The sequence below is a fragment of the Streptomyces xanthophaeus genome (assembly GCF_030440515.1).
In the GTDB taxonomy this organism is placed as follows: domain Bacteria; phylum Actinomycetota; class Actinomycetes; order Streptomycetales; family Streptomycetaceae; genus Streptomyces; species Streptomyces kutzneri.
Genome location: NZ_CP076543.1, coordinates 3,496,514 through 3,517,472, shown reverse-complemented (window position 1 = coordinate 3,517,472; position 20,959 = coordinate 3,496,514). Strand labels below are relative to the sequence as shown.

Sequence of the window (20,959 nt, the reverse complement as noted above, 5' to 3'; positions counted from 1 at the left end):
AGCCCGTCCGTGATGCAGTTCCTTCTGGCGTTCATCGTGGCCGCACCGCTCCTCGGCTCCGCCGCGGCGCTCCTGCCGGCCCCGCCCGGCCTCAAGGGCAAGAGCCCCGAACAGGCCGTGCTCCGCCACGGCGTGACCGTGACCGGCGTGATCCTCGCCGCGGCCATCGCCCTCACCCTGGGCTTCGACCACGACGCCCCGTCCCGCATCCAGGCGACGACGGACATCAGCTGGATCCAGGCGCTGAACGTCCGGATCCACCTCGGCGTCGACGGCATCTCGCTCCCCCTCCTCCTGATGACCGCGCTGCTGTTCTTCCTCTGCGCGCTCTACAGCTACTTCAAGCTCCCCGCAGGCCCCTCCCCGAAGGCCTTCGTCGCGCTGCTCCTCGTCCTGGAGTCCGGCACCCTCGCGACCTTCGCCGTCCTCGACCTGCTGCTCTTCTTCCTCGCCTTCGAGATGGTCCTCATCCCGATGTACTTCCTCATCGCCCGCTGGGGCGGTGCTCAGCGGCAGGCCGCCGCCTGGAAGTTCATCCTCTACACGCTCCTCGGCTCCGTCGTCATGCTGCTCGGTCTGCTCCTGATCGGACTGAACAGCGGCACTTTCGACATGGTGACACTGGCCTCTGACAATGGCCGCGAACTGTCCCACACCACCCAGCTCCTGGCCGTTCTCGCCATCGGCATCGGCCTCGCCGTGAAGACCCCGATGTGGCCGCTGCACAGCTGGCTGCCGGACGCCCACACGGCCGCGCCCACCGTCGGATCCGTCCTGCTGGCCGGCGTCCTGCTCAAGATGGGCACGTACGGCTTCGTCCGCATCCTGCTCCCCATCACCCCCGACGGCATGGCCACCTTCGCCCCCTACCTGGGCGCCTTCGCCGCCGTCGGCATCGTCTACGGATCGCTCGCCTGCCTCGCGCTGGCCCGCAAGGGGAACAAGGGCGACCTCAAGCGCCTCATCGCCTACTCCTCCGTCGGCCACATGGGCTTCGTCCTCCTCGGCATCGCGAGCATGACCCCCACCGGCGTCAACGGCGCGCTCTTCGCCAACATCGCCCACGGCCTGATCACCGGCCTCCTCTTCTTCCTGGTCGGCGCTCTCAAGGACCGCTACGGCACCGCCGACCTCGACACCCTCGCCGGAGCCACCGGCGCGGCGCTCTACGGCCGCGCCCCCCGCTTCGGCGCGCTCCTCGCCTTCGCCGCCGTCGCCTCCCTGGGCCTGCCCGGCCTGGCCGGCTTCTGGGGCGAGATGCTGGCCCTCTTCGGCGCCTTCGACCCCGCCGAGGGCCTCTCCCGCCCCGCGTTCCTCACGTACGTGGCCGTCGGCGCGTTCGGCACCCTGCTCACCGCCGCCTACCTGCTGATCGTCGTACGGCGCGTCTGCATGGGAGACCCGAAAGCCGGTCCCGAGCTCGCCGTCGCGGACGTCCAGCGCTACGAGTTCGCCGCCTGGACCCCGCTCGTCGCCCTCACCGTCCTCGCCGGCCTGTGGCCCGCGGTCCTCCTCGGCCTCACCGACCCGGCCGTCCAGAAGCTCCTCGCAGGAGGCAATTCATGACGGCCATGACGGCCCTGACGGTCCTCTCCGCCGAGGCCCCGAGCCTGGTCCAGTCCGTCGACTGGCTCGCCATCGCACCCGTGGTGATCACCGCCGCCGTCGGCCTGGTCGTCCTCGTCGCCGACCTGTTCCTCGCCGAGCGCCACAAGCCGGTCCTCGGCTGGATCTCGGTCGCCGGCCTCGCCGCCGCGACCGCCACCCTGCTGCCCCTGCGCGCCGGTGACCGCGCCACCTTCTGCCTCACCGACGACCCGGCGGCCTGCAGCTACGTCGCCGACCACTTCACCCTCGTCATCCAGTTCCTCGTGCTGGCCGGCGCCCTGGTCACCGCCCTGGTGTCGGTCACCGCCGTCCGTGACACCCGCATGCCCGCCGGCGAGTACTGGTTCCTGCTGCTCTCCTCCGCCGCCGGCGCCGCCCTGCTGCCCGCCTCCCGCGACCTCGCCACCCTGATCGTCGCGCTCGAAGTCGCCTCGCTGCCCGCCTTCGCCCTCGTCGGCATGCGCCGCGGCGACCGGCTCTCCTCCGAGGCCGCGCTGAAGTTCTTCCTGTCCTCCGTCACCGCCACCGCCGTGTCGCTGATGGGCGTCAGTTTCGTCTACGCCGCCACCGGCTCCCTGCACCTCACCCAGGTCGCCGTCCGCCTCGAAGACGTCCCCGGGCAGCTCGACACGCTCGCCATGGCCGGTGTCGCGCTCACCCTCGTCGGCTTCGCCTTCAAGACCGCGGCCGTCCCCTTCCACTTCTGGGTCCCCGACACCTACATCGGTGCCCCCCTGCCCATCGCCGGCTACCTCTCGGTGATCGGCAAGGCCGTCGGGTTCACCGGCCTCATCCTCGTCACGGTGATCGCCTTCCCGGCGTACTCCGACATCTGGGGCCCGGCCCTGGCCGTCCTCGCCGCACTCACCATGACCCTGGGCAACGCCGCCGCCCTGCGGCAGTCCCCGGACCGTCCGAACAGTGCCGTACGGCTGCTCGCCTGGTCCTCGGTCGGCCAGGCCGGATACCTGCTGGTCCCGATCGCAGCGGCCGCCTACTCCGGGCGTGACCAGATCGGCTCCACCGTCGCCTACGCCCTCATGTACGCCGCAGTGAACCTCGGCGCCTTCGCCGTGGCAGCCCTGGTCGCCCGGACCAAGCCGCTCCACCGGATCAGCGACTACCGCGGGCTCTACGCCGAGCGCCCGCTGGCCGCCCTCTCCCTGGGCTTCTTCCTGCTCTGCCTGGCGGGCCTGCCCCCGGGCATCATCGGGCTCTTCGCCAAGGTCACCGTCTTCCGGTCCGCGGTCGACGCGGGCCTGGGCTGGCTGGCCGTGGTCATGGCGATCAACGTCGTCATCGCCCTGTACTACTACCTGCGCTGGACGGCCCTGCTCTTCCGCACCCCCGAGGGCGCGCCGACCCGTACGCGCGCCCCCTGGCCCGTGGCGGCGGCCATCGTCGTCACCGCGATCACGGCAGTCGTCGTCTCGGGCGCCCCGGAACTCATCCTGCGCGTCACCTCGGGCAGCCTCTTCGCCCAGTAGCCGGCGCGTGTAACCCGTACGGAGTAACGCCCGCCGCGGCCCCGCCGCCCCCCGCGCAGGGGCGGCGGCGGGCGGCCGCCCTGCCGCGCCCTGGGAACCAGACGCCCTCACCTCGCGTTGACCAGGAAGGGAGGGTCCACTGGACCGTAGACCCTCACATCCATGACGGGCTCCCCTGCCGCACCACTTGGAGGGCGTACCGTGCACCGCCGGCACAACGGGCTGAAGACCGCCGTACTCCTCGGCGGGCTGTCCGCACTCATCATCCTCATCGGAAGCTTCTTCGGACGGGGCGGCCTGATCATCGCCGTCCTCGTCGCCCTCGGGACCAACGCCTACGCGTACTGGAACAGCGACAAGCTGGCTCTACGCGCGATGCGCGCCCGCCCCGTGAGCGAGTTCGAGGCTCCCCAGCTCTACCGCATGGTGCGCGAGCTCTCCACGTCCGCGCGCCAGCCCATGCCACGCCTGTACATCTCGCCCACCGAGGCCCCCAACGCCTTCGCCACCGGCCGCAACCCGCGCAACGCCGCGGTCTGCTGCACCGAGGGCATCCTGCGCATCCTCGACGAGCGTGAGCTGCGCGGGGTCATCGGCCACGAGCTCAGCCACGTCTACAACCGCGACATCCTGATCTCCTCGGTGGCCGGAGCCCTCGCCTCGGTGATCATGTTCCTGGTCAACTTCGCCTGGCTGATCCCGATCGGCCGGTCGAACGACGACGAGGGCCCCGGCCTCCTCGGCATGCTGCTGATCATGATCCTGGGCCCCCTGGCCGCCTCCGTGATCCAGCTGGCCATCAGCCGCTCGCGCGAGTACGAGGCCGACGCCTCCGGCGCCCAGCTCACCGGGGACCCGCTCGCCCTGGCCAGCGCCCTCCGCAAGCTCGACGCGGGCACCAAACAGCTCCCGCTGCCCCCGGAACCCCGGCTGGAGGCGGCGAGCCACATGATGATCGCCAACCCGTTCCGTCCGGGTGCGGGCCTTTCTAAGATGTTCTCCACACACCCTCCGATGGCCGAGCGCATCGCCCGGCTCGAACAGATGGCAGGCCGCCGCCGATGAAGACAATCCTCAACATCATTTGGCTCATCCTCAGCGGCATCTGGCTGTTCCTGGGCTATCTCCTCGCGGGCGTGCTGCTCTGCATCACCATCATCGGCATCCCGTTCGGCATCGCCGCCTTCCGCATCGCCGTCTACGCCCTCTGGCCCTTCGGCTACACCACGGTCGAGCGCCACGACGCGGGCGCCCCGTCCTGCATCGGCAACGTCCTGTGGCTGGTCCTGGCGGGCTGGTGGCTGGCCCTCGGCCACATCGTCACGGGCATCGCCCTCTGCGTCACGATCATCGGCATCCCCTTCGGCATCGCCAACTTCAAGATGGTCCCGCTCTCCCTGCTCCCGCTGGGCCGCGAGATCGTCCCGACGGACGCGCCGTTCGCCTCGCGCTGACACGGCCGCCGGCGTCATCGACGCCGATACGCACCCCGCCCGCAAGCCGACCGATCGGCCTGCGGGCGGAGTTGTCCACAGGCCCGGGCGGCTGTCGGTGGGGTGCGTCACCATGAAGACATGAACGAGACCGAGCAGTTGCTGGAGCAAGTCACGGACCGCGTGCGCAACTCCGCACGCAGGTACGAGCGGCACGGAAGGACCCTGCCGGGGCCGCTGGACCCAGGGGAGACCGCCCGCGCCGAAGCCATACTCGGCTTCGCCCTGCCGCCCCTGCTCGTCTCGCTCTACACACGCGTCGGCGACGGCGGATTCGGCCCCGGTCAGGGGCTGCTGCCGCTGCGTCAGGCCGTCCTCGCGTACGAGCGGCGGCGGTCCTCCGGGTGGCGCTGGCCCGAAGGCGTACTGCCCGTGGCCGACTTCGGGTGCGCAATGGACGCCTGCGTGGACTGCCGGTCCGACACCGCGCAGGTCCTGCTGTTCGACCCGAATCCGGGGGAGCCCGAGCTGGCCTGGTACATCGACTCCCCGAGCCTGGCCGGCTGGCTGCGCGGCTGGCTCGACGGCACCGCCTGGTACTGCGACGAGTCGCCGGCGGGAGAGGAGTACGACCTGGAGCCGACACCCTGGGACGGATTCAGATCCCGGATCTGAACCGCCCCCGCACCCCGTAGACCAGTACGCCCACCGCCAGCACCGCCGCCCCCCAGGTCACCGACGCGAGGGGCAGCGCACACGCCAGCACCACACAGCCGGACAGTCCGGCCACTGCCACGGCCCGACCTTTGACAGCTGAATCGAGAGTCCACGCGGAGGCGTTCGCGATCGCGTAGTAGGCGAGCACTCCGAAGGAGGAGAAACCGATCGCGCCCCGCAGATCGGCGGTGGCCGCCAGCACCGCCACGACCGCACCCACTGCCAGCTCCGCATGGTGCGGCACCTGATGCCGGGGATGTACGGCCGCCAGCGCGCGCGGCAGATGGCCGTCCCGGGCCATCGCCAGGACGGTCCGCGAAACCCCGAGCACGAGCGCCAGCAACGAGCCCAGCGCGGCCAGGGCCGCGCCCACCCGGACCACCGGGGCCAGTCCGGGACGCCCGGCCGCCCGCACCGCGTCGGCCAGCGGGGCCGACGACTGCGCCAGCCCCTCCGCGCCGAGCACCGACAGCGCCGCCACCGCCACCGCGGCGTACACCAGCAGCGCGATCCCCAGCGCGATCGGCACCGCCCGCGGGATCGTCCGCCGCGGGTCGCGCACCTCCTCACCCAGGGTGGTGATCCGGGCGTAGCCCGCGAAGGCGAAGAACAGCAGACCCGCACCCTGCAACAGCCCGAAGACACCCCGGCCGGATCCGCCCAGCCGCCCCGGATCGGCCGCCCCGGAAGACAGGCACACCACGACCACCCCGGCCAGCACCGCCAGCACCGCCGCCACGATCAGCCGCGCGATACGGGCCGACTTCTGCACACCGCCGTAGCTCGCGGCGGTCAGCGCCACCACCGCCGCGACGGCCACGGCATGCTGCCGCCCCGGCCACAGGTACGCCCCCACCGTGAGGGCCATGGCCGCGCAGGACGCGGTCTTGCCGATCGCGAATCCCCAGCCGGCCAGATATCCCCAGAAGGGACCGAGCCGCTCGCGCCCGTAGACGTACGTGCCGCCGGAGGCCGGATAGCGGGCGGCCAGCCGCGCCGAGGAGTGCGCGTTGCAGTAGGCCACGAGACCCGCCACGCCCAGAGCGGCGAGCAGAGCGCCGCCCGCCGCCTGCGCCGCGGGAGCCAGGGCGGCGAAGATACCGGCGCCCACCATCGCGCCGAGTCCGACGACGACCGCGTCGGACACCCCCAGGGTGCGCTTCAACTGCTGTTCCACGGGCGGAGGGTAACCCGGCTAGATGACGCCCTCCCGACCGGACAGCGGCGCCCGCGTGCGCTCCCAGCCCTCCAGAGCGGTCAGACAGGCGTGGTCCAGGTGGCGCAGCCCGCTCAGATCCAGCCGCACCGGCTGCCCGTGCGGCAGCGCGTCCAGGGCGTCGAGCAGCTTGGGAAGACGCAGGAAACTGGCGTTCCCCAGGACCTGCACGCACAGCTCCTCGTCCTCCCACACCTCCTCGATGTGCACGTGGGAGGTCTCCCAGGCCGCCTTGGCGACGGCCAGCCCCAGCCCGATCAGCACCCCCTCGAAGAGATTGGTGACCACGATCGCCGAGGCCGTGACCACCAGCACCACCGCTTCGCCCCGGTGCGTCCGCCACAACGCGGCCACCGCCCTGGCCGGCAGCAGCTTCCAGCCCGCGTGCAGCAGCACCCCGGCCAGAGCGGCCAGCGGCACGCTCTCCAGAAGCTGGGGAAACGCCACGGCGAAGAGCAGCAGCCAGCCACCGTGCAGCACCCTGGCCGCGCGGGTCCGAGCCCCGGCCTCCACATTGGCGGCGCTGCGCACGATGACCGCGGTCATCGGCAGCGCGCCGAGCAACCCGCACACGCTGTTGCCCACGCCCTGGGCGATGAGTTCCTTGTCGTACTCCGTCCGCGGCCCGTCGTGCATGCGGTCCACGGCCGCAGCGCTGAACAGCGTCTCGGCGGAGGCGATCAGCGCCAGCGCGACCACGGTCCCGGCCGCGCCGACCGAGACCAGGACCCCGAAGTCGCCCCAGTCGGGCGGAGACACGGCTTCCAGCACACCCGTCACCCGCACCTTCTCGACGGGCAGCCGCAGCAGGACGGCCGCTGCGGTGGCGGCGGCCACTCCGACGAGCGCACCGGGCACGATCCGCAGCCGGGCGGGCACCCGGCGCCAGGCGACCATGGCGGCGATCGTCCCGACCCCGAGCAGCACGGCGGCCAAGTCGGCCTGCGCCCCGAGCTCGTGCACCCCGCGCAGCTTCGCCAGGGTCTGCCCCGGGGCCTCCACACCGCCCAGGGCATACAGCTGCCCGGAGATCAGTACCAGCCCGATCCCGGCCAGCATCCCGTGCACGACGGCGACGGAGATCGCCCGGAACCACCGTCCGAGCCGCAGCATCCCCATGCCCAGCTGCACCACCCCGGCGGCCAGCACCAGCACCCCGAGCGCGGGCAGACCGTAGGCCTGCACCGCCTCGTAGACGAGCACGGTGAGACCGGCCGCGGGCCCGCTCACCTGAAGGGAGCTCCCGCGGAACCACCCGGTGACCAGCCCTCCGACCACCCCGGTGACGATCCCCAGCTCGGCCGGCACTCCGGAGGCGACCGCCACCCCGACGCACAGAGGTAGAGCGACCAGCGCGACGACCACGGACGCCCCGAAGTCATCACGAAACGTGCCGGCCCCAGGCATGCGAGAACCCCCTGCCACGTGGTGATGTGATGACATCCAGCGTGGTGGGCGCACTCATCGCGCCCCAAGTGCCCACAGGAGTCCGCGGTGGCGCGTGCGCCGCACACGCCCCGCACACACCCCCTTCGCGACGGCCGCGGCCCGGCGGTCGGTGAAGACCGCCGGGCCGGCGTGGGGCAGGTCGCGGAACAGGGTCAGCGGTAGTTCACGAACTGGATCGCGAAGTCCAGGTCCTTGCCCTTGAGCAGCGCCTGGACCTCCTGGAGGTCGTCACGGCTCTTGGAGCTGACGCGCAGCTCCTCGCCCTGGACCTGGGCCTTGACGCCCTTGGGACCCTCGTCCCGGATGATCTTCGCGACCTTCTTGGCGTTCTCCTGGGAGATGCCCTCCTCGATCGTGGCGAAGATCTTGTACTCCTTGCCGGACAGCTGCGGCTCCCCGGCGTCCAGCGCCTTCAGCGAGATCCCGCGCTTGACCAGCTTGGTCTCGAAGACGTCGAGGACGGCCTTCACGCGCTCCTCGGAGTTCGCCTCCATCAGGATCTTCTCGCCGGACCAGGCGATGGTGGCGCCGGTGCCCTTGAAGTCGTAACGCTGCGAGAGCTCCTTGGCGGCCTGGTTGAGGGCGTTGTCGACCTCCTGCCGCTCGACCTTCGAGACGATGTCGAAACTGGAGTCGGCCATGTGCTGTGGCTCCTTGAAGTCGGTTGTGATCACCCCGGAGGGCGCGGCCGGACATGCCCGGCCCGCTCGGCAAAGCCTAGCCACCGCGCCCACCCGCAGCGCTGATCAATCCGGTGGTGAAGCACCCCCGGTCATCGGGTATCGTTTACGTCGTTGCCAGGGAGCGCCGCCGCAAGGCGGAAAAAATGGCAGCAAATCTTGGCGGTGTGCCCGAGTGGCCAAAGGGAGCAGACTGTAAATCTGCCGGCTCAGCCTACCCAGGTTCGAACCCTGGCGCCGCCACGCGAGTGGAACCCCCGTTCATCTGTGGAATCACAGTGAGCGGGGGTTCTTTCGTTACCGGGCGACCACGCCTGCGACCGCGGCCCGGACACGGGGCGGGACCGCTCCTCGAAATTGCTCCGGTCAGATGAACTACTCACCTGACTGGGCCACAGCCCCGGCCCTGCCAGCGCCACGGCGAGGCCGTGGCCAGGTCGGATGGGCGGCGCGTGACGCACGCACCCCTCCCATCGCATCCCGCGGCAGCCCTCGGCGCCGGCGGGTAAGGAAGCCATGAACCTGAACCATCAGTCGGCGACGATTCAACGGCCCCGGGGGCGTTCCCGGGTTCTGCTCGCCTCCATCGCCGCTGCCGCGGCGCTCACCGGCCAGTTGATCGCGTTGGCTCCCGCCGCATCCGCGGACGGGCCCAAGCCGGCGGGCCACCAGAACATGAAGCCCGTCGACAGCAAGAAGCACGGGCTGTCGGAGCACGACAAGCACAAGAAGCACGCCCCCCTGGTCATCCACGGCCTGCGTCAGTTCACCTCGGACAACACCTTCACCCCGCCGCCGGGCGTCACGTCGGTGTTCGTCCAGGCATGGGGCGCCGGCGGTGGCGGCGGCGGTGGCGGCGGCTCCGCGCGCAACAACGGTGGCGGTGGCGGTAACCCGAACAACCCGAACAACCCGAACACCGGGGCCGAGGGCACCGCGGACGCGGACGGTGCCGCAGCCGCGCGCAACAACACCGGTGGCCACGGCGGTGGCGGCGGTGGCGGCGGCTTCACCTGGTGCGTCATCCCGGTCACCCCCCTGGCCGACTACGGAGTGGACGTCGGCACCGGCGGCGCCAACGGCCTCGGCGGCGCACCGGGTGCCAACGGCACCGCCGGCAGCGCGGGCACCACCACGTCGCTGACCGTGGCGTCGACCAACACCGTGCTCCTCACCGCCACCGGTGGCACCGGCGGCGGAGGCGGCGGCGCCGCGGACCGCGGTCCCGGCGAGCCCGGCACCCCCGGCCTGGGCGGCAGTGGAACGTGCTCCTCGGGCGGCGTCAACCGCAACGGTGACCCGGGCAACGCCGACGGCACCGGCGGCGGCACCGCGGACGGCATCGTCCAGCTCCCGGACGGCACGGCCGTCGGCGGCGACGGCGGCCGCGGCGGCGGCACCAACCGGGCCATCGGCAACTCCGGCTCCCGCGGCAAGGACGGCGGCGACGGCTACGTAGTCATCTACTGGTAGCCGCACCTCCGCACGGCAGCAACGACCGGAAGCCCGCCCCGCCCGCCACCGCGGACGGGCGGGCTTCCCGCCGTCACCCGACACCGCGCCGACCACAGCCGCAACGTCGGCGGCCCCTGTTCGTTCACCAGGGGTGAAATGGACATCTGACACGCGCGGGAAGGTCGGCGGCGGGGTGCTCATGGCCCTGCTCGGCGCAGGGATTCCCGCTCTGGTGGGAGCGGCCCTCCACACGGACGTGGGGGAGCCCTACCAGGAGACCCGGCTGTACTTCGGCACCCAGCGGGCCGACGGCCGCGACCCGGTCGCGGAACGCGAGTTCATGCGGTTCCTGGACCTGGAGATCACCCCCGCCTTCCCCGAGGGGCTGACCCTCCACGACGGGTACGGCCAGTGGCGCGGCCAGGACGGCAAGACCGTCCGCGAGACCTCGTACGAGGTGGTCCTGCTCTACCCGGAGAAGGAGGCCGACGAGCGCAGCACGCGCATCGAGCGGATCCGGCAGGCGTACGAGGACCGGTACCAGCAGGACTCCGTCGGCCGGTCCGACGACAAGGTCAGCGCCGGGTTCTGAACGGCCGCGGCGCCGCCCTCAGTTGCCCGCCACGTCCTTCACGGCCACCTGCACCGGCGTCGAACCGGAGACCAGCTCCAGGGTCAGGCCCGCCGTCGCCGGGGTCTCGATCAGCTCGGCCAGCACCGCCGCCACGTCGTCGCGCGGGACGGCCCCACGGCCCGTCTGCGCCTCCAGACGGACCAGGCCCGTCCCGGCGTCGTCGATCAGCGAACCAGGGCGCAGGACGGTCCACTCCAGGCCCAGCCGGGTCCGTACGTGGTCATCGGCCTCGCCCTTGGCCCGCAGGTAAGCGTCGAAGACCTCATCGCCCCCGTGATGTGCGTCCGCGCCCATCGAAGAGACCATCAGGAAGCGCCGTACGCGGGCCCGTTCGGCCGCGTCGGAGAACAGCACCGCCGCGCCCCGGTCCACGGTGTCCTTCCGCCCGATCCCGCTGCCGGGGCCCGCCCCGGCGGCGAACACCGCCACGTCCGCGCCCTGCAGGATCCCCGCCACATGCTCCACCGAGGCCGATTCCAGATCGCAGAGCACCGGCTCGGCGCCCGCCTGCCTCAGGTCGTCGCCCTGTGCCGGGTCGCGGACGATGCCCGCGACCTCGTACCCGCGCGCGGCGAGCAGGCGCTCCAGCCGCAGCGCGATCTGACCGTGTCCACCCGCGATGACGATGCGCATGACCCGACCGTACGACGAGCCGGGCCCCGACGCCCGCGAGCGGCCGCCGAACTTCACGGTCCCGCCTCCGTACGGCCCTGCCGGGGCAGGTCCAGAGCCACCGCGACGGCGGAGTCGCAGTACTCCCGTACGGCACTCGTACGGGCTACCACGCGCCCGCGGTGGATCACGATCCTGCTGTAGGCGAGGGACAGCACGCCCGCGATCCGGTCCCCGCGTACGGCGAGCAGCTCCGCCGGGAAGCCGGCCTCCACCCGGACCTCCGGCAGGCCCATGGCCTCGCGGGCGCATCCGCTGACGGACTCGTACGCCTCGGCCGCCCGGAGCCCTCCCTGGGAGGCGAGCAGGTACGCGGCCTCCAGGGGATCCCCGCGGCCGACGGGGTTCCCGGCGTCCCGCAGCGCCCCGCTGCCGGCCGCGACGCGCACACCGGCGGCCCGCAGCAGCCGCACGGGGGCGGTGCGCAGGCCGCGGCGTTCCAGGGCCGCGCAGTCGCCCTGGGGCAGGCAGGTGACCCGTACGCCGGCCGCGGCCAGCTGGTCGGCGGCGCGGGCGGCCGCGTCCATCGGGAGCCGGGACAGGCCGCCGCAGGGGCCGATGGTCACTCCGGGGCGCAGCCCGCCGGCCATCGCCGCGAGCCGGGCGAGGCGGCCCGGGTCGTCACCGTCCGTGTGCAGATCCACGGGGCAGCCGTGCTCGGCGGCGAGTTCCAGGACGGCTTCGAGGAAGCCCGTCGGGTCCGGGTCCAGGTCCGGGCAGCCGCCGATCACGGAGGCGCCCATCTTGACCGCGTCCCGCAGCATGGCCAGCCCGTCCGCGCCGGCGACCCCGGTCAGCAGCCGGGGCACGGCCACGGCGGTGAGGTCGGCGAGCCCGCGCAGGGAGCGGCGGGCCTGGAGCACGGCTTCCATGGGGCCGAGGCCGTGCACGTCGCCGATGCGGACGTGGGAGCGGACCGCGGTGGCGCCGTGGCCGAGCTGGAGCAGGGCGGCCTCGGTGGCGCGGCGCTGGACCTCGTCGGGAGCGTAGGAGACGGGCCCCTCGGTGTCGGCGGTCAGCGCCGTGTCCCCGTGGGCGTGCGGCTCGGCGGGGGCGGGGAGCAGCAGGTAACCGGTCAGGTCCACCCGGGCCGGAGCGGGGGAGGGGAGGCTCCCCGTGGTGCCGACGGCCTGGATCCGGCCGCCGCCGAGGCGGACGTCGACGGTCCGGCCGTCGGTGAGGCGCGCCCCCGCGAGCAGCAGGGTGGTGGCCTCGGCTGCGGCCGCGTTGCCGTTTCCACCGAAGGGCGAGGGGAACGGCTGCTGCGGCTGGCTGTCGGACATCGCGCTCCTGCGGTGGCTCGGGCGGTTCCTGGAGCCGTGGCCCGCGGCCCAAGATCACGCAGCGTGCTCAGAGCCTAGGGCGCGGCGCACCCTGCTTCGCGGAAGAGCGCAATAGTCGTACCGGTGTGGTGCCACGCGCCGGAGCGCACGCGCGTGCGCCGCGACGGGCGCCAGAGCTCCGATCGGCGGGCGCCGGAGTGTGAGCCCGCCCACAATCCGCCCGAGAAGTGGGGCGGAAGTGATCGGTGGGTTGATCGAGAGTGCCGCGCGAACCCCCTCGGAGCCCTGTCCCCGCAAAGGATTTGGGCGATCGGCAGGCAACCGTGTAATGTCTTCATCGCTCGCCCCAATAGCTCAGTCGGTAGAGCGTCTCCATGGTAAGGAGAAGGTCTGCGGTTCGATTCCGCATTGGGGCTCTGGTGAGAGAGGTTCCCCACCCTCGGGTGGGGAGCTGATCACATCAAAGCGGCGTAGCTCAGTCGGTAGAGCAAGCGGCTCATAATCGCTGTGTCACCGGTTCAAGTCCGGTCGCCGCTACACACAGTAGCCGATTGCGGGGTCGGTCTCCCGGTCGGCTACTCTTGTATGCGTTCATCCGTCCCAATTTCCGTCAAGGAGCACTCACGTGGCTGCCACCGACGTCCGCCCGAAGATCACGCTGGCCTGCGTGGAGTGCAAGGAGCGGAACTACATCACCAAGAAGAACCGGCGTAACAACCCGGACCGTCTTGAGATGAAGAAGCACTGCCCGCGCTGCAACTCGCACACCGCGCACCGCGAGACCCGCTGACCCTAGCGAAGTCTCGAATAACAGGCACCGTCATGAGGTCGTCCCCTTCATCGGGGGGCGGCCTTGTGTCGTTTCCGTGCCTGTTCCCGTCTTTGTTCTTGCGTCATTCATGTCCCTTCAACAGGAGGTAGTGAGTCATGGCTCTCGACCAGTCCTTCGTGGGGCGGAGCTACCCGCCCACCGATCCGTACGAGGTCGGCCGGGAGAAGATCCGCGAATTCGCGGCTGCGGTGGGTGACACCAATCCCGTCTACAGCGATCCCGAAGCCGCGAAGTCGTACGGCTACCCCGATGTGATCGCTCCGCCGACTTTCGTGTTTGCGATCACTTTCAAGGCCGCCGGCCAGGTCGTCGAAGACCCGCAGCTGGGACTGGACTACAGCCGCGTCGTGCACGGTGACCAGAAGTTCGCGTACTCCCGCCCGGTGCGTGCCGGTGACCGGCTGTCGGTCGTCTCCACCATCGAGTCCGTGAAGTCGCTCGCGGGCAATGACGTCATCGACATCCGCGGCGAGGTCCACGACGAGACCGGCGAGCACGTGGTGACGGCGTGGACGAAGCTCGTCTCCCGCGCCCCCGAGGAGGCCTGACATGGCAGCGCAGATCCAGTACTCCGACGTCGAGGTCGGCACCGAGCTGCCGGCGGCGTCCTTTCCCGTGACGCGCGCCACGCTCGTCCAGTACGCGGGAGCCTCGGGCGACTTCAACCCGATCCACTGGAACGAGAAGTTCGCCAAGGAGGTCGGACTGCCGGACGTGATCGCGCACGGCATGTTCACCATGGCCGAGGCGATCCGCGTGGTCACCGACTGGACCGGGGACCCGGGCGCGGTGGTCGAGTACGGCGTGCGCTTCACCAGGCCGGTCGTGGTCCCCAACGACGAGCAGGGCGGGCTGATCGAGGTCACCGCGAAGGTCGCCGCGAAGCTGGACGACAACCGCGTCCGGGTCGACCTGACGGCCATGAGCGCGGGCCAGAAGGTCCTGGGCATGTCCCGCGCGGTGGTCGAACTGGCCTGAGCCGGCGAGGCGAAGCGGGCAGGGCAGGGAGGGCGGGGCGGGGGTGCCGAGGAGGCGCCTCCGCCCTTTTCGCTGGGTGGGGTGGGGCGGGGTGGGGTCGGGCGGGCTGGGGGAGCCGGCTGGCCGGGCGGGGTCGGGAGGGTGGGGCGGGGGTGTGGGTAGTCGGGATCTGCACGATCGGAATCAGGGATGCGTATGGGGGTTTCCCGTCAGTCCCATCGTCCCTCCGTGTCGGGCCGCTCCCTCAAGGGCGCTCCCTTCGGTCGCGTCGCTTCGCGATGTCGCTGCGCTCCACCCTTGACCGACCGTCCCGCCCCGGAGAAACGAAAGACTGCCGGGAAGCCCCCAAAGGAACGGGCCGGGGGATCAAGACAGGGACGGGCGGCCAGAGATGCCCAGGGAGATCCCGGCCGGCACGACCGAGAGGCGGGGCCCATCACAGACCAGGGCCCGCGTCGGGGGAGGCGCGTCCAATCGCTACGCGCTCCTGACGTCTCAGCGTCGCCAGACCGTCTGGGGCTGGGCATAGGCCGCCCACGGCCTCGGTCCCGCGCTCGCTGTGCGTCCGACGACCGTCTTGGGCTGGACATAGGCCGCCCCAGATCGCCACCTGCTTCTCCCTGACCGCGTCCGACGGCCGGTAGGGGCCCACACCTCGGCTATTCCGTCGTGGATGCGGGTCAACGCGAGCATCACCCCCCGAGCTCACGAACAGATGGGGGCAATTGGGGCGAACTGTCGGCCTTTCTGGCTGCCCACCTGCACTGACCCGCATCCACGACGACATAGCCGCAGTCCCACCCCTCCTCACCGCAGTCAGCCGGCAGACGCCCCCCATGCGCAGCGCCTACGGGTCTTGGGCGGCCTATGTGCAGCCCAAGACGGGATCGAGGCGCTGAGAGATGAGGAGCGCGTAGCGATTGGACGCGCTCCCCCCCGACACGGGCCCTGGTCTGTCATGGGCCCCGCCTCTTGGACGTGGCTCTTTGCGCCCGACCGGGTCGCGCTTCTCTGGCCGCCCCGTCCTCATCCTTGATCCCCCGGCCCGTTCCTTTGGGGGCTTCCCGGCAGTCTTTCGTTTCTCCGGGGCGGGACGGTCGGTCAAGGGTGGCCGCAGGCCATCACGCAGTGACGCGACGAAGGAGCGCCCTTGAGGGACCGGCCCGACACGGAGGGACGATGGGACTGACGGGAAACCCCCATACGCATCCCTGATTCCGATCGAGTGGCTCCCGCCCACCGGAGCCCCCGCCCCACCCTCCCGACCCCGCCCCACCCCTTGACATAGTTAGTGATTGAGCAATAACTTTGTCTCATGGTCAGGATGAGCGCAGACGAGCGGCGTGAGAGCGTCATTCGCGCGGCGGTGCACGAGTTCGCGCGTGGAGGTTACTACGGGACCTCCACCGAGGCGATCGCCAAGCGGGTGGGTGTCTCGCAGCCGTACCTGTTCCGGCTCTTCCCCAGCAAGCAGGCCATCTTCCTGGCCGCTGCCGAGCGCTGCCTGAAGGAGACGCGCGACCTCTTCGCCGCTGCCGGCGAAGGGCTGCAGGGGGAGGAGGCCACGCAGGCGATGGCGAACGCCTACACCCGGCTGATCGCCGAGGATCCCGACAAGCTCCAGATGCAGCTCCAGATGTACGTCACCGTCGCCGCCGCCGAGGCGGCCGGGGACCACGAGCTCGGCGAGCTCGTGCGCAAGGGCTGGATGGAGCTCTGGGACACGGTCCACGTGCCCTTCGGCGGGGACATCGGCGAGACCACGACCTTCATGGCGTACGGAATGCTGATCAACACCCTCGCCGCCATGGGTTTCCCGCCGGAGCACCGGGTCTGGGAGGGGCTCTATCCGACGGCGCGCGCCAAGCGTCGTCTGGAGAAGTGAGGCGCGCGCGGGATCTGCTCGCGTGCCTTGTCATGATCGTGAAAGTTAGTCAGCAATAACTAACAACCCGCAGGGGGAAGCCGTGCAGACGCAAGACACCAAGCTCCGGGGGCCCGCCGTCTGGGCCCTCGTCCTCACCGGCGTGGCCAGTTTCATGGCCGCACTCGACAACCTGGTCGTCACCACCGCCCTCCCCGCCATCCGTGAGGACCTCGGCGGCAAGCTGGAGGACCTGGAGTGGACGGTGAACGCGTACACGCTCACCTTCGCCGTCCTCCTTATGTTCGGTGCCGCCCTCGGGGACCGCTTCGGCCGCCGCCGGCTCTTCATCGTGGGTCTCGCGGTCTTCACCGGCGCCTCCGCCGCGGCCGCTCTCTCGCCCGGCATCGACGCGCTCATCGCCGCCCGCGCCGTGCAGGGCGTCGGCGCGGCGATCATGATGCCGCTCACGCTCACCCTGCTCACCGCCGCCGTTCCCGCCGCCCGCCGCGGCATGGCCCTCGGGATCTACGGTGCCGTCACCGGTCTCGCCGTCGCCAGCGGCCCCCTCATCGGCGGCAGCCTCACCGAGCACATCTCCTGGCAGTGGATCTTCTGGCTCAACGTGCCGATAGGCATCGCCCTGATCCCGCTCGCCCGCCTGCGCCTCGCCGAGTCCACCGCCCCCGGTGCGCGCCTCGACATCCCGGGCACCCTGCTCATCAGCGGCGGCCTCTTCGGCATCGTCTACGCCCTGGTCAACGCCAACTCCGAGGGCTGGACCAGCGCCCCCGTCCTGACCGGCCTGATCGTCGGCAGCGCGCTCGTCGGCGGCTTCATCCACCACGGCTTCAACAACGCCAACCCCATGCTCCCCATGCGGCTCTTCCGTGACCGCGGCTTCCTCGGGATCAACCTGGCCAGCCTGCTCATGTTCCTCGGCATGTTCGGCTCGATCTTCCTGCTCAGCCAGTTCCTCCAGGGAGTCGCCGGCTACTCGCCCACCGAGGCCGGTCTGCGCATGCTCCCCTGGACCGGAATGCCGATGATCGTCGCCCCGCTGGCCGGGATCCTCTCCGACCGCATCGGCGGCCGTCCCGTCGTCGCCGCCGGGCTCGCCTTCCAGGCCCTCGGTCTCGGCTGGTTCGCGGCGATCCTGAGCGCGGACGTCTCGTACGCGGCCCAGCTCCCGCCGCTGATCCTCAGCGGCATCGGTATGGCCCTCTACTTCGCCCCCGCGGCCAACGTCCTGATGTCCACCGTCGCCCCGGCCGACCAGGGCAAGGCCTCCGGCACCAACAACGCGCTGCGCGAGGTCGGCGGAGCCCTCGGCGTCGCCGTCCTGGCCTCCGTCTTCTCCTCCCAGGGCGGCTACGAATCCCCGCAGGCCTTCACCGACGGCACCATCCCCGCCCTGTGGATCGGCGCCGGCGCGGTCGCCCTCGCCGCCGCCCTGGCCCTGCTGGTGCCCCGTAAGGCCAAGGCCGCCCCGGTGCCCGCCGGCCGGACCGCCGCCGTCCCGGACAAGGTCCCCGCCGCCGGCTGACCCCGCCCACACCCGACCGAGACCGCCAAGGAGCGCCCGCCATGCCCGACATCCCCTGGTCCACGCCCACCCAGGCCGCCCCCGACGCCGAGGTCTACGTCATGGCCTCCCGCTTCGAGACCGCCACGCTCGCCGGCGCCGTCAAGTTCTTCCTCAAGGCGCCCGGCATCATCCTCCAGCTCCGCAAGGCCCCCGGTGCCCACGGCGTCGCCCTGCGCGCCCGCGTCTTCAGCCGGACCTTCCTCACCCTCTCCGCCTGGGAGGACCGGGACGCGCTCTACCGCTTCGCCCGCAGCGAGCCCCACCGCACCAGCTCCCGCGCCGCCAGCGCGTACATGAAGGAATCGGCCTTCACCTACTGGACCGTGCGGGCCGGTGAGCTCCCCCTCACCTGGGCCGAGGCCGAACGCCGTCTCGCAGAGCAGAAGACGGGCCACTGACCCGGCCGGTACGGGGGACGAGTGAGTACGGTCCGTGGCCCCGCAGGGATGCGAGGGGCACGGACCGTACTCTTGTCCACGTGCAGGAACTCCACGATGCCCCCCTCGCCCCGCTGACCACCTTCCGTCTCGGTGGTCCCGCCGCCCGCCTGGTCACCGCGACCACCGACGCCGAGGTCGTCGCCACCGTGCGCGCCGCGGACGAGAGCGGCACCCCGCTCCTGATCATCGGCGGCGGCAGCAACCTGGTCATCGGCGACCGCGGCTTCGACGGCACCGCCCTGCGCATCGCGACCACCGGATTCGACCTGGACGGGACGCGGCTGGAGCTCGCCGCGGGCGAGAACTGGAGCGACGCCGTCGCCCGCACCGTCGAGGCCGGCCTCGCCGGCATCGAGTGCCTCGCGGGAATCCCCGGCTCGGCCGGCGCCACCCCGATCCAGAACGTCGGTGCGTACGGCCAAGAGGTCTGCGACACCATCACCGAGGTCGTCGCCTACGACCGCACCAGTGGCGAAACGGTCACCCTGAGCGCCGCCGAGTGCGCCTTCCGGTACCGCAACAGCACCTTCAAGGACCAGCCCGACCGCTACGTCGTCCTGCGCGTGCGCTTCGCCCTGGAGGACGCCGGCGGCCTGTCCGCGCCGATCAAGTACCCCGAGACCGCCCGCGCCCTCGGCGTCGGGGCCGGCGACCGGGTCCCCGCCGCCACCGCCCGCGAGACGGTGCTGCGGCTGCGCGCCGGCAAGGGCATGGTCCTCGACCCCGCCGACCACGACACCTGGTCGGCCGGCTCCTTCTTCCACAACCCGATCCTGACCGACGAGGCCTACGCCGCCTTCCTCGCCCGCGCCCAGGACCGCCTCGGCCCCGACACCGCCCCGCCCGCGTACCCCGCCGGCGACGGCCGTACGAAGACCAGCGCGGCCTGGCTGATCGACAAGGCCGGTTTCACCAAGGGCTACGGCACCGGCCCGGCGCGCATCTCCACCAAACACACCCTCGCCCTCACCAACCGCGGCGAGGCCACCACCGAGGACCTCCTCACCCTGGCCCGCGAGGTCGTCGCGGGCGTCCACGCGGCCTTCGGCGTCACCCTGGTCAACGAACCGGTGACGGTCGGCGTCAGCATCTGAGGAGCCCCGGCCGCCCATGCTCTGTCCCCTGCACGGGGCCGGTACGGACCCCACCCGTCTCGTGGGGCGCACGCTCAGCCGAGTCGTCGCGTCCTGGCACATCAGCGACGGCGAACGTTCCGAGGCGCCCCTCGACGTCTGGCTGATCGACAGCATCGGCGACACCATCCGGATCACCACCGGATCCGACCAGTGCCTCATCGTCGAGTCCGCCACCCCGCACGCGGCGTACGACATGGGGGAGTGGGGCCGCATCGAGGTCGGTGAGGACCTCGGCGACCACCCCTTCCTGCGGCACCTCGGCGAGACCGTCGCCTCGGTCGCCGAGTTCGCCCTGCCCGAACAGGGCCGCACCCACCTGGAGATCGGCTTCCTGGACGGCGGGCGGGTACGCGCCGACTGCTACGAGGGGGACCTGCGGCTCACCCGGTGAGCCAGTGGTCGATCCCCGACAGCAGCTTGGCCTGCACCTCTTCGGGGGCCGCGCTGCCGCGCACCGACTGGCGGGCCAGCTCGGCGAGCTCCGCGTCGGTGAAGGCGTGGTGGCGGCGGGCGATCTCGTACTGGGCCGCGAGCCGGGACCCGAACAGCAGCGGGTCGTCGGCGCCGAGCGCCATGGGGACCCCGGCCTCGAAGAGGGTGCGCAGCGGCACGTCCTCGGGCCGCTCGTAGACCCCGAGGGCGACGTTGGAGGCGGGGCAGACCTCGCAGGTGATCTGCCGGTCGGCGAGGCGCTTGAGCAGCCGGGGATCCTCGGCGGCCCGCACCCCGTGCCCGATGCGGGAGGCGTGTAGATCGTCGAGGCAGTCGCGGACGGAGGACGGGCCGGTGAGCTCACCGCCGTGCGGTGCGGCGAGGAGGCCGCCCTCGCGGGCGATGGCGAAGGCCCGGTCGAAGTCGCGGGCCATGCCGCGGCGCTCGTCGTTGGAGAGTCCGAAGCCGACGATGCCGCGGTCGGCGTAGCGGACGGCGAGGCGGGCGAGGGTGCGGGCGTCGAGGGGGTGCTTCATGCGGTTGGCGGCGATGAGGACCCGCATGCCGAGGCCGGTCTCGCGGGAGGCCGCGTCGACGGCGTCGAGGATGATCTCGACGGCCGGGATCATTCCGCCGAGCAGGGGGGCGTAGGAGGTGGGATCCACCTGGATCTCCAGCCAGCCGCTGCCGTCCCGTACGTCCTCCTCCGCGGCCTCGCGGACCAGGCGCCGGATGTCGTCGGGCTCGCGGAGGCAGGAGCGGGCGGCGTCGTAGAGCCGCTGGAAGCGGAACCAGCCGCGCTCGTCGGTGGCGCGGAGCTTGGGCGGCTCCCCGGCCGTGAGGGCGTCGGGGAGGCGCACGCCGTACTTGTCGGCGAGCTCCAGCAGGGTCGATGGCCGCATCGACCCGGTGAAGTGCAGGTGGAGGTGGGCCTTGGGCAGAAGCGTGAGATCGCGTGCGTGCTCCATCTGGTGATCCTGCCGTACCGCTGCGCTCGGCGGGAGGGGGTTTTACCGATCGGGGGCTTGCGCGAACGCGTGAGCGGGGGCCGGGCC

Annotated in this window: 21 protein-coding genes and 3 tRNA genes; 18 read left to right on the top strand and 6 right to left on the bottom strand. The window is 71.6% G+C overall.

Features of this window, described 5'->3' with window-relative positions; genetic code table 11:
• Positions 1-12: 12 nt before the first annotated feature.
• From KO717_RS15255 to KO717_RS15235, 5 genes are all read left to right on the top strand, one after another.
• On the top strand, positions 13-1,566 hold the full coding sequence (locus tag KO717_RS15255; protein ID WP_301374540.1) for a complex I subunit 4 family protein: 1,554 nt from the start codon (positions 13-15) through the stop codon (positions 1,564-1,566).
• The gene (locus KO717_RS15250; protein WP_301367970.1) at positions 1,563-3,095 is read left to right on the top strand and encodes an NADH-quinone oxidoreductase subunit N; all 1,533 of its coding nucleotides are present in this window, start codon (positions 1,563-1,565) and stop codon (positions 3,093-3,095) included. Before KO717_RS15255 ends, KO717_RS15250 begins: the two co-directional genes overlap by 4 nt.
• A 201-nt stretch (positions 3,096-3,296) precedes the next feature.
• A complete protein-coding gene (htpX, locus tag KO717_RS15245; RefSeq protein WP_189733766.1) occupies positions 3,297-4,160 on the top strand; it encodes a zinc metalloprotease HtpX in 864 nt (287 codons plus the stop codon).
• Complete coding sequence (locus tag KO717_RS15240) at positions 4,157-4,549, top strand: YccF domain-containing protein (protein WP_189733420.1); 393 nt, start codon at positions 4,157-4,159, stop codon at positions 4,547-4,549. The genes htpX and KO717_RS15240 overlap by 4 nt, the downstream gene beginning before the upstream one ends.
• 120 nt (positions 4,550-4,669) lie before the next feature.
• Positions 4,670-5,203 (top strand): SMI1/KNR4 family protein, encoded by a 534-nt coding sequence (locus tag KO717_RS15235; protein WP_301367968.1) that lies wholly within the window; start codon positions 4,670-4,672, stop codon positions 5,201-5,203.
• Here KO717_RS15235 and KO717_RS15230 read toward each other — a convergent pair.
• The 3 genes from KO717_RS15230 to KO717_RS15220 form a co-directional block, all read right to left on the bottom strand.
• Positions 5,187-6,422: an APC family permease gene (locus tag KO717_RS15230; RefSeq protein ID WP_301367967.1), complete on the bottom strand. Its 1,236-nt coding sequence runs from the start codon at positions 6,420-6,422 to the stop codon at positions 5,187-5,189. The genes KO717_RS15235 and KO717_RS15230 overlap by 17 nt on opposite strands.
• A gap of 18 nt (positions 6,423-6,440) precedes the next feature.
• Complete coding sequence (locus KO717_RS15225) at positions 6,441-7,868, bottom strand: SulP family inorganic anion transporter (protein WP_301367966.1); 1,428 nt, start codon at positions 7,866-7,868, stop codon at positions 6,441-6,443.
• A 194-nt stretch (positions 7,869-8,062) separates the two neighbouring features.
• Positions 8,063-8,551, bottom strand: coding sequence for a YajQ family cyclic di-GMP-binding protein (locus KO717_RS15220; RefSeq protein ID WP_030009008.1), 489 nt, complete (start codon positions 8,549-8,551; stop codon positions 8,063-8,065).
• A gap of 200 nt (positions 8,552-8,751) precedes the next feature.
• On the opposite strand from KO717_RS15220, the gene KO717_RS15215 reads away from it, so the two are divergent.
• The 3 genes from KO717_RS15215 to KO717_RS15205 all read left to right on the top strand — a co-directional run bounded on the left by KO717_RS15215 (position 8,752) and on the right by KO717_RS15205 (position 10,637).
• A tRNA-Tyr gene (locus tag KO717_RS15215) sits at positions 8,752-8,833 on the top strand.
• Positions 8,834-9,106: 273 nt separating this feature from the next.
• Positions 9,107-10,063: a hypothetical protein gene (locus tag KO717_RS15210; protein WP_301367965.1), complete on the top strand. Its 957-nt coding sequence runs from the start codon at positions 9,107-9,109 to the stop codon at positions 10,061-10,063.
• Between the two features lie 133 nt (positions 10,064-10,196).
• Positions 10,197-10,637, top strand: coding sequence for a DUF3574 domain-containing protein (locus KO717_RS15205; RefSeq protein ID WP_301367964.1), 441 nt, complete (start codon positions 10,197-10,199; stop codon positions 10,635-10,637).
• Positions 10,638-10,655: 18 nt separating this feature from the next.
• On the opposite strand, the gene KO717_RS15200 is transcribed toward KO717_RS15205, so the two are convergent.
• Together KO717_RS15200 and KO717_RS15195 are read right to left on the bottom strand one after the other, a co-directional pair.
• Positions 10,656-11,312: an SDR family oxidoreductase gene (locus KO717_RS15200; RefSeq protein WP_301367962.1), complete on the bottom strand. Its 657-nt coding sequence runs from the start codon at positions 11,310-11,312 to the stop codon at positions 10,656-10,658.
• A gap of 53 nt (positions 11,313-11,365) precedes the next feature.
• Positions 11,366-12,634 carry an amidohydrolase family protein gene (locus KO717_RS15195; protein ID WP_301367961.1) on the bottom strand — a complete coding sequence of 423 codons (1,269 nt, stop codon included), beginning with the start codon at positions 12,632-12,634 and terminating at the stop codon, positions 11,366-11,368.
• A 343-nt stretch (positions 12,635-12,977) separates the two neighbouring features.
• Between KO717_RS15195 and KO717_RS15190 the strand changes: the two genes are divergently transcribed.
• The 10 genes from KO717_RS15190 (at position 12,978) to KO717_RS15145 (ending at position 19,863) form a co-directional block, all read left to right on the top strand.
• Positions 12,978-13,050: transfer RNA gene (locus KO717_RS15190), tRNA-Thr, on the top strand.
• Positions 13,051-13,098: 48 nt separating this feature from the next.
• Positions 13,099-13,171, top strand: a tRNA-Met gene (locus KO717_RS15185).
• Between the two features lie 88 nt (positions 13,172-13,259).
• Positions 13,260-13,424 carry a 50S ribosomal protein L33 gene (gene rpmG / locus KO717_RS15180; RefSeq protein WP_003956487.1) on the top strand — a complete coding sequence of 55 codons (165 nt, stop codon included), beginning with the start codon at positions 13,260-13,262 and terminating at the stop codon, positions 13,422-13,424.
• A gap of 137 nt (positions 13,425-13,561) precedes the next feature.
• On the top strand, positions 13,562-14,014 hold the full coding sequence (locus KO717_RS15175; protein ID WP_189733406.1) for a MaoC family dehydratase N-terminal domain-containing protein: 453 nt from the start codon (positions 13,562-13,564) through the stop codon (positions 14,012-14,014).
• Between the two features lies 1 nt (position 14,015).
• Positions 14,016-14,444 (top strand): MaoC family dehydratase, encoded by a 429-nt coding sequence (locus tag KO717_RS15170; RefSeq protein WP_301367941.1) that lies wholly within the window; start codon positions 14,016-14,018, stop codon positions 14,442-14,444.
• Between the two features lie 1,315 nt (positions 14,445-15,759).
• On the top strand, positions 15,760-16,329 hold the full coding sequence (locus tag KO717_RS15165; protein ID WP_301367939.1) for a TetR/AcrR family transcriptional regulator: 570 nt from the start codon (positions 15,760-15,762) through the stop codon (positions 16,327-16,329).
• A gap of 82 nt (positions 16,330-16,411) precedes the next feature.
• Positions 16,412-17,854, top strand: a complete 1,443-nt coding sequence (locus tag KO717_RS15160; RefSeq protein WP_301367938.1) for an MFS transporter — start codon at positions 16,412-16,414, stop codon at positions 17,852-17,854.
• A 41-nt stretch (positions 17,855-17,895) separates the two neighbouring features.
• Positions 17,896-18,294 (top strand): DUF3291 domain-containing protein, encoded by a 399-nt coding sequence (locus tag KO717_RS15155; protein WP_301367937.1) that lies wholly within the window; start codon positions 17,896-17,898, stop codon positions 18,292-18,294.
• Positions 18,291-19,430 (top strand): UDP-N-acetylmuramate dehydrogenase, encoded by a 1,140-nt coding sequence (locus KO717_RS15150; RefSeq protein WP_301374537.1) that lies wholly within the window; start codon positions 18,291-18,293, stop codon positions 19,428-19,430. Before KO717_RS15155 ends, KO717_RS15150 begins: the two co-directional genes overlap by 4 nt.
• Positions 19,431-19,446: 16 nt before the next feature.
• Positions 19,447-19,863 (top strand): hypothetical protein, encoded by a 417-nt coding sequence (locus KO717_RS15145; RefSeq protein WP_030011236.1) that lies wholly within the window; start codon positions 19,447-19,449, stop codon positions 19,861-19,863.
• On the opposite strand, the gene KO717_RS15140 is transcribed toward KO717_RS15145, so the two are convergent.
• A complete protein-coding gene (locus KO717_RS15140; protein WP_301367935.1) occupies positions 19,853-20,872 on the bottom strand; it encodes an adenosine deaminase in 1,020 nt (339 codons plus the stop codon). The two genes, KO717_RS15145 and KO717_RS15140, sit on opposite strands and share 11 nt — an antisense overlap.
• Positions 20,873-20,959 lie beyond the last annotated feature (87 nt).

Coding starts and splice junctions, on each gene's coding strand:
- KO717_RS15210 (WP_301367965.1), top strand. CDS start 9,107: ATGAACCTGAACCATCAGTCGGCGACGATTCAACGGCCCCGGGGGCGT.
- KO717_RS15165 (WP_301367939.1), top strand. CDS start 15,760: ATGGTCAGGATGAGCGCAGACGAGCGGCGTGAGAGCGTCATTCGCGCG.
- KO717_RS15155 (WP_301367937.1), top strand. CDS start 17,896: ATGCCCGACATCCCCTGGTCCACGCCCACCCAGGCCGCCCCCGACGCC.
- KO717_RS15140 (WP_301367935.1), bottom strand. CDS start 20,872: ATGGAGCACGCACGCGATCTCACGCTTCTGCCCAAGGCCCACCTCCAC.
- KO717_RS15175 (WP_189733406.1), top strand. CDS start 13,562: ATGGCTCTCGACCAGTCCTTCGTGGGGCGGAGCTACCCGCCCACCGAT.
- KO717_RS15255 (WP_301374540.1), top strand. CDS start 13: ATGCAGTTCCTTCTGGCGTTCATCGTGGCCGCACCGCTCCTCGGCTCC.
- KO717_RS15170 (WP_301367941.1), top strand. CDS start 14,016: ATGGCAGCGCAGATCCAGTACTCCGACGTCGAGGTCGGCACCGAGCTG.
- KO717_RS15200 (WP_301367962.1), bottom strand. CDS start 11,312: ATGCGCATCGTCATCGCGGGTGGACACGGTCAGATCGCGCTGCGGCTG.
- KO717_RS15195 (WP_301367961.1), bottom strand. CDS start 12,634: ATGTCCGACAGCCAGCCGCAGCAGCCGTTCCCCTCGCCCTTCGGTGGA.
- KO717_RS15220 (WP_030009008.1), bottom strand. CDS start 8,551: ATGGCCGACTCCAGTTTCGACATCGTCTCGAAGGTCGAGCGGCAGGAG.
- KO717_RS15225 (WP_301367966.1), bottom strand. CDS start 7,868: ATGCCTGGGGCCGGCACGTTTCGTGATGACTTCGGGGCGTCCGTGGTC.
- KO717_RS15235 (WP_301367968.1), top strand. CDS start 4,670: ATGAACGAGACCGAGCAGTTGCTGGAGCAAGTCACGGACCGCGTGCGC.
- KO717_RS15145 (WP_030011236.1), top strand. CDS start 19,447: ATGCTCTGTCCCCTGCACGGGGCCGGTACGGACCCCACCCGTCTCGTG.
- KO717_RS15240 (WP_189733420.1), top strand. CDS start 4,157: ATGAAGACAATCCTCAACATCATTTGGCTCATCCTCAGCGGCATCTGG.
- KO717_RS15250 (WP_301367970.1), top strand. CDS start 1,563: ATGACGGCCATGACGGCCCTGACGGTCCTCTCCGCCGAGGCCCCGAGC.